The sequence below is a fragment of the Pseudomonas sp. R2-37-08W genome, assembly GCF_003851705.1.
In the GTDB taxonomy this organism is placed as follows: Bacteria; Pseudomonadota; Gammaproteobacteria; order Pseudomonadales; family Pseudomonadaceae; genus Aquipseudomonas.
Genome location: NZ_CP027728.1, coordinates 5,508,241 through 5,520,384 on the forward strand (window position 1 = coordinate 5,508,241; position 12,144 = coordinate 5,520,384).

A 12,144-nucleotide genomic window follows, 5' to 3' on the forward strand; every position below is an offset into this window, starting at 1 on the left:
CGTTTAACAATGCGCCAATTCGCCGCCGCCCATGGAATGAGGCGCGCATTGTGCAAAGCGTCTGCGCTTGAACCTCTCATCACCTCAAGGAAGACCCTGTGATAAAGCCCCTAGCCCTCGCTCTCAGCGTCGCCGGCACCCTGCTATCGACGCACCTTCAGGCCTATGATTATGGCCAGCACGCCACCACCACCCTGGAAAAACTGATCAACGACTACCCCGGGCGTTATCGCGGCACGGCCAATTTCGCCGGGGCGGCCGATTGGATGCAGAGCCAGATGGGCACGGCCTACAGCATCAGTCGCCAGGACTTCACCTGGAACAACGGCAGTCGCGCCTCGCAAAACGTGGTGGCCTACGCCGCCGGCACTAAACCGCAGTACGTGGTGATCGGCGCGCACTTCGACACCTACTTCGGTCGCCCCACCCTGCAAGGCCTGGACGACAACGGCTCCGGCGCCAGCGTGCTCACCGAGGTGGCGAAGAACCTGGGCGGGCTGCAACTGGAAAATGGCTTGCAGATGGTGGGCTTCGGCGCGGAAGAAGAAGGCCTGCGAGGGTCCAAGGCCTTCGTTGAGTCCCTGAGCGCAAGCCAACGCGCCAACATGCTCGCGATGATCAACCTCGACAGCCTGATCACCGGCGACATGATGTATGCCCACGCCGGCCAGAACAGCGCGGCCAACCCCAGCCTGGCGGCGTTGCGCGAACACACCTTCCAGATCGCCAGGGAACTGAATATCCCCCTGTTCACCAACCCCGGCCTGGACCCGCAATACCCCAAGGGCACCGGCTGCTGCAGCGATGGCGAGCCGTTCGAACCGCTGAATATCCCGATCCTGTATATCGAGGCGACCAATTGGGAACTGGGCGACCTGGATGGCTACACCCAGACCGACAATCCGAAAATCCCCGGCGGCTCAACCTGGCACGACCCGAACGAAGACAATAAAGCCGTGCTCACCGATGCCTTCGGCCAGGCGCGCATCGATCAGCGCCTGCGCGATTATTCGCGCCTGCTCAGCCGCCTGGTGCTGGAACTGACAAATGCCGACTTGATGGCCTCGACCGCCTCGGGCGCCGCCGTCGCACGCAATATGCAGGACAACCTGCAGCGTCAACATCAGGCCGCCGTGCGCTTGCACGAGCGCCGCTGGCTGACCTTGCAGTCGGCCAGTCGTGAAGTGGGCAGCTTCGATGGCGAGATCGGCGTGGACGGCGAATACAACCCGGACAGCGGTTTCGACCGCGCACCCAACCCAGAGGCCCGGCAGTTGGGCGTGCATGCGCTGGGCGACTACCAACTGAGCTCAGCCCTGAACATCGGCGCCAGCCTGAGCTACCGCAACGGCCGCGACACGCTGGAGCACCGCGGCAAACTCGATAGCGACACTTGGCAGGCCGCCGTCTACGCCCTGCTCAACGACGGCGGGCCGAGCTGGCTGGCCGGTGACCTGAGCGCCGGCCATACGCGCTTCGATTCCAAACGCAACCTGCTGATCCAGGCCAGCGGCGGGCCGGTGCTGCTCAACCAGCACCTGACCGGCAAGACCGACGCGCTGTCCCTCGGCGCACGGGTGCTGGGCGGCTACGACTTCGATTTCGGCGCCCTCCAGAGCGGGCCCTTTGCCGGGCTCGATTACAGCCACTACCGCATCGATCAGTTCCACGAGAAGCAGGACCTGCGCACCGCGCTGGACTACGAAGAACAGTCGTTCGACTCCCTGGAAGCCAGCCTGGGCTGGCGCGTGCGCGGTGCTGTCGCTCTGCCTTACGGCTTGAGCCTGATGCCTTACGGCAACATCGCGTGGGTCAAGGAATTGGCCGATGGGCGTCTCGACGACCTACAACTGACCGCCCGCGCCGATGGCCAGGCCCGCACCGCCAAACTGGGGTCAGTCGATAAACGTTTTGGCCGTGCGCAGCTCGGCAGCCAATTGGCGATCACTCCGCAATTGGGGGTGTACGCCGAAGTGAACAGTCGACTCGGCCATGCCGAAGGCAGCCAGACCGGCTACTCGCTGGGTGTGCAGTGGATGTTCTGATCAGGGCTTCTTGAACACATAGAACAGGTTCGGCTCACTGACGAGGTACAGCGTGCCCTCGTCATCCATGGCGATCCCTTCGGCCTGCGGCACACGTTTTTTCAGGCCATGGCGCCCGTTGAGCAGTGACAGACTGCTTAACGGGCGACCATCGATATCCAGTTCCAGCACCAGGAACGACTCATCGGAAAGCGCCAGTAAATGGCCGCTGCGCTCGTCGTATTGCAGGCTCGACAGGTCGCGCACAAACAACCCGGCATCGCGCTTGGGGTTGTTGATCACATGCACCGAGTAGGTTTTTTCCGCTTTGAAATGGGGAAAGCCATGGACCTCATAAATCACCATCGGGTCGCGTTCCTTGGCGACAAACAGGCGCTTGCCCACCGAGTCATAGGCCAGGCCTTCGAAACCCTTGTTGCTGCCGATGTGCACGCCCAGGGTCATTTGCTCCGCATCGGCGGCATCGAGAAATTGCGTGTCATCGTCCACATGCACCTTGATCAGGCGCTGTTGGCGCTCGTCACTGATCACGTAAATATTGTCGCTGATGAACTCCACCGCCTCGGCATCGCCAAACCCCACCAGGGGAATACGCCGCAGGATCTTGCCTTGCAGGGACAGCTCGACCAACTCGGCGTTTTTATTGGTGACGGTAAACAGGCTTTTGCGCACCGGGTCGTAGGTGAGGGCCGACACATCGTCGTCGAGCCCTTCGATCACCTGGCCTTCCAGGGAGACGCGGTAATCGGCCAGGCCGATGCCGCGTTCATCCGCTGGCTGGTGCCACACCTGCCAGTTGAACCAGGCACGCTCGAACAGACGGAATTGCTGCGCAACGATCGCGGCAGCGACCAGCGCAATCAACAGCAGGATTAAAAGAGCAGGTTTGGGGCGGGCGAATCGACGCATCGTGGCGGGCTCAGAGAAAAACTGGCGAATAGATATCAAGATCGCCTGAATTTAAACTTAAACGCAACGGGCTGTCTGGTGAATGCCGCTTTTTAAGACGTGTCCGACGTAAGACGTAGGTTATTTCTGTTTTTCAAACCGATAGAACAGGTTTGGCTCGCTGACGATATACAGCGTACCGCTCTCGTCCATGGTTACGCCTTCGGCACGCGGGATGGTGTCCTTGAGGCCGTTGAAACCGCCCAGCAGGGTCATGAAGCTGACTTGCTCGCCGGTTTCATCCAGCTCCAGCAGCAGGTGGGAGTCGGCCGAAAGCACCAGCAAGTGCCCGGTACGCGGATCGACGGCCAGGGCGGACAGGTTGCGCACATCCAGCTCGGTACTCGCCCGTTTCTGCTTGTCGCCTGTCAGGGTCTGGCTACCGTCGCTCTTCCAGGTAAACAGTGCCGGCGGGCGCTCTTCGCCCAGCACCAGTTGCTGGTTGCGCGGGTCCCAGGTGATCGCTTCAAAGGCTTTGTTCTGGTCCTTGGACGGGCCCAGGTCATAACTGGGGAAATCGGCCTTGTTCAACGCCGTGGTGCCGGCGTCAACCTTGACGATGGTCAGGCTGTGCTCGCGCTCATCGACCACGGCCATCAAGCCATTCTCCATCACCGTCAGGCCTTCCGGATTGTTCCAGCCGTTGAGGGGCATCTTGCGCAGCACGTCGCCTTGCAGGCTCAGTTCCACCAGGAACGGGTTCTTCCCCATCACGGAGAACAAGGTTTTGGTGCTTGGGTTGTAGGACAGGTCCGAGGCCTCGTCCTTCTCCATGCCGGGCAGCAACTTGGCGTCGATGACCGCGTGATAGTCCGGCAGCCACACGCTTTCCCGGCGTTCGGCCGGGCTTTCAAAACCCTCCAGCACCCACAACACACCGCGATCATCCCAGTGCATGGCCCAGGCGATCCCATACAGGATCGCGCCAGCCAGAAACACCCAGGAATACCAGCGCATGGTCAAGCGAGAGCGAAGCGTAGGTTTGGAGGTGGGCAGAGGCACGGCCATTGAGGGCTTTTTCCGGAAGTCAGCTGTAGGGAATAGAGCAAGAAGCTGGAATTATGCGGATGGCGTGTGAAAAAAATGCAAAACCCATGTGGGAGGGGGCAAACCCCCTCCCACATTTTTTCAGCGAACGACGCTCTCGAAGCGGTTGACGCCCGACAGCTCCAGCACCAGCTTGTCACCCACATTCAGCGGCCCTACGCCAGCCGGGGTGCCGGTCAGGATTACATCACCCGCCTGCAGGGAGAAACAGCCGGCCATGTGCTGGATCATCGGCACGATCGGGTTGAGCATCTGCGCGCTGTTGCCGTTCTGGCGGACTTCGCCGTTGATGGTCAGGCGAATGCCGATATCGGTCACGTCCGCGAACGTGCTGCCGACCACAAAAGGCGCAATCACCGCCGCGCCGTCGAACGACTTGGCGATCTCCCACGGCAGGCCCTTGGCCTTCAGCTCGGCCTGTTTGTCGCGCAGGGTCAGGTCCAGGGCCGGGGCGAAGCCGGAGATGGCGTCCAGCACTTCTTCGCGGCTTGGGTTGTTCGACAACGGCTTGCCGATCAACACGGCGATTTCCGCTTCGTAATGCACCGAACCACGCTCGGTAGGAATAGTGAAACCGCCTTCCAGCGGCACCACGCAACTGCCCGGCTTGATGAACAGCAACGGCTCGGTCGGCACCGGGTTGTCCAGCTCCTTGGCGTGTTCGGCGTAGTTACGTCCGATACACACCACTTTGCCTACCGGAAAGTGGATGTTGGTGCCGTCGATATACTTGTGCTGGTAGCTCATGGAACGACTCCTTAAAAAGCGTCCTTAAACAACGAAGATCTTGCCTGGGTTCATGATCCCGTTCGGGTCGAACACCGCTTTCACGGCCTTCATGTATTCGATTTCAACCGGTGAGCGGCTGTAAGTCAGGTAATCGCGCTTGGTCATGCCCACGCCGTGTTCGGCGGAGATCGAGCCGTTGTATTTGGCGACGGTCTCGAACACCCATTTGTTCACGGTGGCGCACTTGGCGAAGAACTCGTCCTTGCTCAGGGTTTCCGGCTTGAGGATGTTCAGGTGCAGGTTACCGTCGCCAATGTGGCCGAACCAGACGATTTCGAAATCCGGGTAGTGCTCGCCGACGATAGCGTCAATTTCTTTCAGGAAAGCCGGCACTTTGGAAACGGTGACCGAAATATCGTTTTTGTACGGCGTCCAGTGGGAAATCGTCTCGGAGATATATTCGCGCAGCTTCCACAGATTATGCAGTTGGGTCTCGCTCTGGCTCATCACGCCATCCAGCACCCAGCCTTGCTCGACGCAATGTTCAAAGGTCTCGAGGGCGTGATTGGCGACTTCCTCGGTGGTGGCTTCGAATTCCAGCAGCGCGTAGAACGGGCAATCGGTTTCGAACGGCGCTGGCACGTCGCCACGCCCGAGGACTTTGGCCAGGGCCTTGTCGGAGAAAAATTCGAAAGCGGTCAGGTCCAGCTTGCTCTGGAAGGCGTGCAGCACCGGCATGATCGAGTCGAAGTCGGTGGTGCCGAGCACCATGGCGGTCAGGTTTTTCGGCGCACGGTCCAGGCGCATGGTGGCTTCCACCACGAAGCCCAGGGTCCCTTCGGCGCCGATGAACAGCTGGCGCATGTCGTAGCCGGTGGCGTTCTTGATCAAGTCACGGTTCAGTTCCAGCACATCGCCTTTGCCGGTGACGACTTTCATCCCGGCCACCCAGTTACGGGTCATGCCGTAGCGAATCACCTTGATCCCGCCGGCATTGGTGCCGATATTGCCGCCAATCTGGCTGGAACCGGACGATGCGAAATCCACCGGGTAGTACAACCCATGTTCTTCGGCAACGTTCTGCAATTGCTTGGTGACCACGCCCGGCTGGCACACCGCAGTGCGGTCGGTAAGGTTCACGTCGAGAATCTGGTTCATATAGTCGAATGACACCACCACTTCGCCATTGGCCGCCACCGCCGCCGCCGACAGGCCAGTGCGCCCACCGGATGGCACCAGCGCCACCTTGTGGGTATTGGCCCAACGGACGATGGCCTGCACCTGCTCGGTGGTCTTGGGAAAGACGATGGCGCACGGCGCTGGCGCGAAATGCTTGGTCCAATCCTTGCCGTAAGCCTCCAGGGAGTCGGCGTCGGTCAGCACTTTGCCGGGCTCAACCAGGGTCTTCAGCTCATCAATCAGGGCAGGATGGGTCATCGACAGAACTCTCGAACAATTCATGGTCATCCTGAGAACGCTTCACGTCGCAGGAATAGGTGTTTAGCGGGGCGCGTATGCTAGCATACCGCCCCCGCAGGACAGAGCCCAAGGGCGTTTCTGCGGTGACGGCTTTCCTGCCGTCCGGGTCAGCTTAAGCGATCCGATTCCCTGCCATTTTTCTCCGGGATACAGGTTTACGCAGATGAGCAAGACTTCTCTCGATAAGAGCAAGATCAAGTTCCTTCTTCTGGAAGGCGTCCACCCATCGGCTGTCGACGTTCTGAAAGCCGCCGGGTACACCAGCATTGAGTACATCACCAGTTCTCTGCCGGAAGCCCAGCTCAAGGAAAAGATCGCCGACGCGCACTTTATCGGCATTCGCTCCCGCACTCAGTTGACCGAAGAGATCTTCGACCACGCCAAGAAACTCGTGGCGGTCGGCTGCTTCTGCATCGGCACCAACCAGGTCGACCTCAACGCAGCGCGCGAACGCGGCATCGCGGTGTTCAACGCACCGTACTCCAACACCCGTTCCGTAGCGGAGCTGGTGCTGGCCGAGGCCATCCTGCTGCTGCGTGGTATCCCCGAGAAGAATGCGTCCTGCCACCGTGGCGGCTGGATCAAGAGCGCGGCCAACTCCTTCGAAATCCGCGGCAAAAAGCTGGGTATCGTCGGTTACGGTTCGATCGGCACTCAACTGTCGGTATTGGCAGAAGGCTTGGGGATGCAGGTGTTCTTCTATGACACCCTGACCAAACTGCCCCTGGGCAACGCCACCCAGGTGTCGAGCCTGACCGAGCTGCTGGGCATGTCCGACATCGTCACCCTGCACGTTCCGGAAACTGCCGAGACCCAGTGGATGATCGGCGAGAAGGAAATCCGCGCCATCAAGAAAGGCGGGATCCTGATCAACGCCGCGCGCGGCACGGTGGTCGAGCTGGACGCCCTGGCCGAGGCGATCAAGGACAAGCACCTGATCGGCGCCGCCATCGACGTGTTCCCGGTAGAGCCACGCTCCAACGACGACATCTTCGAAAGCCCGCTGCGCGGCCTGGACAACGTGATCCTGACCCCGCACATCGGCGGCTCTACCGCTGAAGCCCAAGCCAACATCGGCCTGGAAGTCTCGGAAAAACTGGTCAAGTACAGCGACAACGGTACCTCGGTATCGTCCGTGAACTTCCCGGAAGTGGCCCTGCCGGCTCACCCCGGCAAGCACCGCCTGCTGCACATCCACCAGAACATTCCGGGTGTGATGATGGAGATCAACAAGGTCTTTGCGGAAAACGGCATCAACATCTCCGGTCAGTTCCTGCAGACCAACGAGAAGGTCGGCTACGTGGTGATCGACGTCGACGCCGAGTACTCGGACCTGGCGCAAGAGAAGCTGCAGCACATCAACGGCACTATTCGTAGCCGTGTGTTGTTCTAACGCTTTAAACGCCGCAAAAAAAATGGGAGGCCCGCAGGGGCCTCCCATTTTTTTTGCCTGAACAGCGCTTACTTGACGTTAACCGTGATGACTTTCGAGGCAACCGTCGGGTTGAACTGCATGTGCAGTTTGTCGCCGGCCACCAGTTGCAAGGTGTGCTTGCCGGGCGTCAGGGTCAGTTCGGTTTCGGTCTGGGCCTTGCCGTAATGGATCACGGTGTCGGTGGCCGGAATCGGCAGTTTCGCATCGGGCAATTCTTTCTGGTCGATCAGCAAGTGGTGGTGGCCGGTGCCGGCCGTCTGGTCGGTGGCCGGCGCCAGTTTCAGGCCTTCCATGCCGAACTTCACGGTGAAAGTCTTATCGACGGTGGCGCCGTCTTTGGGCGAGACGATGAATACTTTCGCGCCTTCAGGCGGCGCGCTGCGCGGGATGCCGTCGGCGGCAGTGGCCAACATCGAAGCACCCAGCATCAAAGAGGCCAGGGTTGCACGGGACAAAAGGGCTTTCATTCGCTTCTCCAGTTTTTCGTGAAATCTGTAGGGTTATGACAACTTCGCGACAAATTGCTGTCCAAGGCACTCGACACCATAGCAAAGCGATGCTGAACGGCGTCTCGCCCGTACGAATTCTTTAGGAGTGACCATGCGCTTTTCGCCTGGCCTGTTACTGCTGCTTCCCCTTCTGAGCGCCCCGGCTCACGCCGAGCTGATCGATGATGTCAACGATCGCGGTGAGCTGCGCATCGCCCTTGAAGCCAACACCCCGCCTTACAATTTCAAGGAGGGCGAGAAGCTCACCGGCTTTGAGGTCGAGCTGGGTGAACTGCTGGCAAAGGAGATGGACGTGCGCTCCTCGTTTATCACCACCGATGATGCCGACCTGCTGCCTGGCGTGGCGACCGGCAAATATGACGTGGCGCTTAACCATATCGCTATGACTGCCGAGCTTGAGGATCAGTTCGATTTCAGCGCGGCGTATCACCAGACGCCGGAGCTGGTGATCCCGTTCCAGAAGGGCAACCCGGCGTTCAAGAGCAGCCTGGACAATGCGTTGAAGCGGGTGAAGGATGATGGTCGGTTAAAGGCGCTGGAAGAGAAGTGGCTCGACGGGAATGCGCGATAACCAATGTGGGAGGGGGCTTGCTCCCGATGGCGGAGTGTCAGCCAGAGATCAACTGACTGACCCACCGCCATCGGGAGCAAGCCCCCTCCCACATTTTGCTCCAGGCAAGACTTTAGATATGGGTCAGAAGGGCTCATTACCGCGCCGACGGAACCAGCCGGTCAGGGACAGGCGTTCACGCGTGGCAGGCAGGACCTCGTGGGGCACTTCGCCGGAGAGGAACACCACCAGGCTGCCGCCGGTGGGCACCACGTCGTGTTCGATGCCGCCCTTGAGGTACATGCGCAACTGCCCGCCGTGTTCGGGCAGCCAGGCGTCGTTCAAATAGATCACGGCCGAGACCATGCGCCGGTCATCGTCGCGAAAACGATCCACATGCTTGAGGTAGAACGCCCCGGGCGGGTACATCGCGAAGTGGCTTTCGAAGTCTTCCAGGCCAAGGAACAGGCCACGGTTCATGGCCAGGCGCAGGCTGTCCATTACCGCCATGTAGGTATCGCAGACGGCGGCATCGCCCTCTTCCAGCCATTGGATGTGGTCGCCGCGAATCCCCTCGCGAATTTCCTGGGCGGGCCCGCGCCCCACCGCCGCTGGCGCCAGCTCACCTTCAGCCGCACGTTTACGGCACTCAGCCGCCAGCTCCAGGGTCAGAGCCTGGGGCAGGAAGGCATTCTGCTGCGACCAGCCTTGTTCGGCCAGGTCGTCGACAATGCGTTGCAGCAGGGGGTGATCAAGGGGCATTTGCATGGCGCGCATAGTATCCATACGCCTGTAAATCCGACAGCGCCGTCGAGCGCTCGAATACACTTTAGTCAGGTGACTGATAGGACTTCTCGACAAATCCTACGCCCGACACGGACAATAGTGGCCGACTGACAGGAGTCCTTATGCGTCGTTTGTTTCTTTCCTTGCTGATGTTCTGCGTTTTGCCCGCCTGGGCAGACGGCCATGACCAGTTGTACAAGGTTGCCGGCTGGGCCGAACAACGTGCGCATTTCAATGATGCCCTCAGTGCCGCCCAACAGCGCTACCGCAACAGCCTGCCGCCGGCGGTGTACCAGGCGCTGGTGGACAACAGCAACAAACGCTTCGCGGCCCAGGCCATGGACCAGCGCGCCGAGGCCCAGTTGCGCAAGCACCTGGCGGACCCGAAACCGGCGCTGGCTTTTTTCCAGTCGCCCCTGGGCCGCAAGATTGTCGCCGCCGAACTGCTCGCCACACGTCGCGACCAATTGGCGAAAAACGCCCAGGGCCTGCCGAAAATCCAAGCCGACGCCACCCGCAGCCTGATCATCGGCCACCTGGCCCAGGCCCTGCCCGCGCGGGAAGCGGGCGCCGAAGTCAGCCTGGCGATTGCCGGCGTGGCGGCGGACAGCTTGAGCCAGATGATCCCCGGCCTGTTGGGCGGCGGCCAGGCCCAGGGCATGTTGAATGGGCAGCGTGAGCGGCTGATGCAGCAGATCGACAAGGATCTGAATAACACGCTGTTGTATGTCTATCGGGATTTGTCTGACCCGGAGTTGGAAGAATTCGCTACGTTTGCCGAATCGCCGGAAGGCAAGGCGTATTACCAGGCAGCGCTCGCCGCCATCCGCGCAGGCCTTGCGGTCGGCCAAAGCACCTCCAGTCTTACGCAGTAGAAAAAAATGTGGGAGGGGGCTTGCTCCCGATTGCGGTGTGTCAGCTACACATAAGTTGACTGATACACCGCTATCGGGAGCAAGCCCCCTCCCACATTGGATTGTGTTACTTCAGATGGTCCGTGAAAAAACTGAAATATTCTTCACGAATCTCCGGAATTTCGTTCGCCAGGTGATGCCGCCCACGCTTGAGCATCAGCACCTGCGGCTGGTCGAACTTGCTGCGCAGCACCTGCAAGTTGTGCGGCCAATCCACCGTCATATCCTCTTCACCCTGCACGATCACCGGCCGCCGAGGGCTGCGCGGGGCGGCTTCGATGCGTTTGATCCAGCGCGCCAGGGCGCCTACCCAGGCGGTCGGCAGTTGGCGCGGCTGCAACGGGTCGGCTTCGAGAAAGGGTTTGAAGGCCGGATCGTTGGAGTTATCACTGAAGCGTCGCGCGATGCCTTTGACGAACGGGCGCAGCAGGTAATAGCTGGCTTGCGACCAGCCCCATGCACGCGGACGTACCAGCGGCGACAGCAGAAAGGTCTTGCCTTGGGCCGGGCTTTCGGCGCCGTGGTTGAGCAGGTGATCCACCACGATGGCGCCGCCGGTGCTTTGCCCGAACAGGTGCCAGGGTTGCGGCAATTGCAGCGCCTGGGCCTCGGCGAACAACGCCCGCACCACGTCCTGGTACACCGCAAACTCATCGATGCTGGCGCGCACGCCGCTGGACAAGCCATGGCCCGGCAGGTCGCAGGCGATCACTACGAAGCCTTGGTCCAACGCCCAGTCCACTACGTGGCGGTACAGCCCCATATGGTCGTAGAAGCCGTGGAACATGAACATTGTCGCCACGGGCGCAGGCGGCCACCATACCTGCGCCACCACCTCGAACCCGCCCACCTCCAAGCGCCCCAGACGGCTCACGGCCGGCACCTTGCGTGCGCCCAGGTCGAGTCCATAGAAACGTTGATAGACCCGCGCCTCGGCTGACAAAGGCTGCGCATCCACCAGGGGCCGCAAGCTTTCGCGCAGATGATCAGGGTCAAAGTTAACGGGCATAAAGGCTTCCAGACTGACGGTGAAGATGAATATCGAACTGCGATATTCATCTGTCAGGACAAGCATGGCAAGCTACGCGACCCGCGAGGATACCTCTGAATGCGACAGCCCTACCGCACTGCCTTGTTCGCCAGCCTGGTGCTGATTATCTGCACCGCCGTGCTGTGGGCCGCGTATGACTGGTTCCAGGGCCGTTACCTGCGCGCCTTCAGCGAACACACGGCGGTGTTCTCCGGCGATACGCTGCAACTGCCCGCCGCACTGCGCGGGCCTGGGCCGATTCGCCTGGTGCACTTCTGGGACCCGGCCTGCCCGTGCAATGTCGGTAACCAGCAACACCTGAGTGAGCTGATCGAGCAATACGCGCCCCAAGGTGTCGAGTTCTATGCCTTGCAAAAGGCCGGCAGCCACGGCGCCCTGCCGGACACCCTGCGCCAGATGAAAACCCTCGACGCCCTGCCCGGCGCCGATCAGGTGCCGGCCAGCCCGGCCGTGGGCATCTGGGACCGTACAGGCAAGCTGGCGTATTTCGGGCCGTACAGCGAAGGGCTGACGTGCAATTCCGGCAACAGTTTTATCGAGCCGATCCTCAAGGCCCTCAAAGCCGGGCGCGAAGTGAATGCCACGCACACCCTGGCGGTGGGCTGCTATTGTTCGTGGCCTAAGGAACCGTAGTCTGTCCATTCAGGGTTA

General features: G+C 60.7%; 12 protein-coding genes. 5 read left to right on the forward strand and 7 right to left on the reverse strand.

Translation table 11 applies throughout. The features are described from left to right. Positions 1-98: 98 nt before the first annotated feature. Positions 99-2,045 (forward strand): autotransporter domain-containing protein, encoded by a 1,947-nt coding sequence (locus tag C4J93_RS25540; RefSeq protein ID WP_124430736.1) that lies wholly within the window; start codon positions 99-101, stop codon positions 2,043-2,045. Here the strand turns inward: C4J93_RS25540 and C4J93_RS25545 are convergent, their stop codons facing one another. The 4 genes from C4J93_RS25545 to C4J93_RS25560 form a co-directional block, all read right to left on the reverse strand. Further along, a complete protein-coding gene (locus C4J93_RS25545; protein ID WP_124364855.1) occupies positions 2,046-2,954 on the reverse strand; it encodes an SdiA-regulated domain-containing protein in 909 nt (302 codons plus the stop codon). Between the two features lie 120 nt (positions 2,955-3,074). Then, the gene (locus C4J93_RS25550; protein ID WP_124430737.1) at positions 3,075-4,001 is read right to left on the reverse strand and encodes an SdiA-regulated domain-containing protein; all 927 of its coding nucleotides are present in this window, start codon (positions 3,999-4,001) and stop codon (positions 3,075-3,077) included. A 120-nt stretch (positions 4,002-4,121) separates the two neighbouring features. After that, positions 4,122-4,787, reverse strand: a complete 666-nt coding sequence (locus C4J93_RS25555; RefSeq protein WP_124368736.1) for a fumarylacetoacetate hydrolase family protein — start codon at positions 4,785-4,787, stop codon at positions 4,122-4,124. 24 nt (positions 4,788-4,811) lie between these two features. Then, the gene (locus tag C4J93_RS25560) at positions 4,812-6,206 is read right to left on the reverse strand and encodes an FAD-binding oxidoreductase (RefSeq protein WP_124430738.1); all 1,395 of its coding nucleotides are present in this window, start codon (positions 6,204-6,206) and stop codon (positions 4,812-4,814) included. Between the two features lie 205 nt (positions 6,207-6,411). On the opposite strand from C4J93_RS25560, the gene serA reads away from it, so the two are divergent. Next, entirely contained in the window at positions 6,412-7,641 is a 1,230-nt protein-coding gene (gene serA, locus C4J93_RS25570; protein WP_034116292.1) for a phosphoglycerate dehydrogenase, read from the forward strand. Between the two features lie 68 nt (positions 7,642-7,709). On the opposite strand, the gene C4J93_RS25575 is transcribed toward serA, so the two are convergent. Then, the gene (locus C4J93_RS25575) at positions 7,710-8,150 is read right to left on the reverse strand and encodes a DUF4399 domain-containing protein (protein ID WP_124364859.1); all 441 of its coding nucleotides are present in this window, start codon (positions 8,148-8,150) and stop codon (positions 7,710-7,712) included. 133 nt (positions 8,151-8,283) lie between these two features. On the opposite strand from C4J93_RS25575, the gene C4J93_RS25580 reads away from it, so the two are divergent. Beyond that, positions 8,284-8,763 carry a transporter substrate-binding domain-containing protein gene (locus C4J93_RS25580; protein ID WP_124430739.1) on the forward strand — a complete coding sequence of 160 codons (480 nt, stop codon included), beginning with the start codon at positions 8,284-8,286 and terminating at the stop codon, positions 8,761-8,763. A gap of 123 nt (positions 8,764-8,886) precedes the next feature. Here the strand turns inward: C4J93_RS25580 and C4J93_RS25585 are convergent, their stop codons facing one another. After that, positions 8,887-9,519 carry a 2OG-Fe(II) oxygenase gene (locus C4J93_RS25585; RefSeq protein WP_124430927.1) on the reverse strand — a complete coding sequence of 211 codons (633 nt, stop codon included), beginning with the start codon at positions 9,517-9,519 and terminating at the stop codon, positions 8,887-8,889. Between the two features lie 131 nt (positions 9,520-9,650). Here C4J93_RS25585 and C4J93_RS25590 point away from each other — a divergent pair, with 131 nt between their 5' ends. After that, positions 9,651-10,403 carry a DUF2059 domain-containing protein gene (locus tag C4J93_RS25590; RefSeq protein ID WP_124364861.1) on the forward strand — a complete coding sequence of 251 codons (753 nt, stop codon included), beginning with the start codon at positions 9,651-9,653 and terminating at the stop codon, positions 10,401-10,403. 106 nt (positions 10,404-10,509) lie between these two features. On the opposite strand, the gene C4J93_RS25595 is transcribed toward C4J93_RS25590, so the two are convergent. Then, on the reverse strand, positions 10,510-11,451 hold the full coding sequence (locus C4J93_RS25595) for an alpha/beta hydrolase (protein WP_124430928.1): 942 nt from the start codon (positions 11,449-11,451) through the stop codon (positions 10,510-10,512). 99 nt (positions 11,452-11,550) lie between these two features. Here C4J93_RS25595 and C4J93_RS25600 point away from each other — a divergent pair, with 99 nt between their 5' ends. Continuing rightward, positions 11,551-12,126, forward strand: coding sequence for a DUF6436 domain-containing protein (locus C4J93_RS25600; protein WP_124430740.1), 576 nt, complete (start codon positions 11,551-11,553; stop codon positions 12,124-12,126). The last annotated feature ends 18 nt before the right edge of the window (positions 12,127-12,144 follow it).

Bases quoted from the DNA above. Each gene is read 5' to 3' on its own strand.
- C4J93_RS25545 (WP_124364855.1), bottom strand. From the start codon at position 2,954: ATGCGTCGATTCGCCCGCCCCAAACCTGCTCTTTTAATCCTGCTGTTG.
- C4J93_RS25550 (WP_124430737.1), bottom strand. From the start codon at position 4,001: ATGGCCGTGCCTCTGCCCACCTCCAAACCTACGCTTCGCTCTCGCTTG.
- C4J93_RS25555 (WP_124368736.1), bottom strand. From the start codon at position 4,787: ATGAGCTACCAGCACAAGTATATCGACGGCACCAACATCCACTTTCCG.
- C4J93_RS25560 (WP_124430738.1), bottom strand. From the start codon at position 6,206: ATGACCCATCCTGCCCTGATTGATGAGCTGAAGACCCTGGTTGAGCCC.
- serA (WP_034116292.1), top strand. From the start codon at position 6,412: ATGAGCAAGACTTCTCTCGATAAGAGCAAGATCAAGTTCCTTCTTCTG.
- C4J93_RS25575 (WP_124364859.1), bottom strand. From the start codon at position 8,150: ATGAAAGCCCTTTTGTCCCGTGCAACCCTGGCCTCTTTGATGCTGGGT.
- C4J93_RS25580 (WP_124430739.1), top strand. From the start codon at position 8,284: ATGCGCTTTTCGCCTGGCCTGTTACTGCTGCTTCCCCTTCTGAGCGCC.
- C4J93_RS25585 (WP_124430927.1), bottom strand. From the start codon at position 9,519: ATGCGCGCCATGCAAATGCCCCTTGATCACCCCCTGCTGCAACGCATT.
- C4J93_RS25590 (WP_124364861.1), top strand. From the start codon at position 9,651: ATGCGTCGTTTGTTTCTTTCCTTGCTGATGTTCTGCGTTTTGCCCGCC.
- C4J93_RS25595 (WP_124430928.1), bottom strand. From the start codon at position 11,451: ATGCCCGTTAACTTTGACCCTGATCATCTGCGCGAAAGCTTGCGGCCC.
- C4J93_RS25600 (WP_124430740.1), top strand. From the start codon at position 11,551: ATGCGACAGCCCTACCGCACTGCCTTGTTCGCCAGCCTGGTGCTGATT.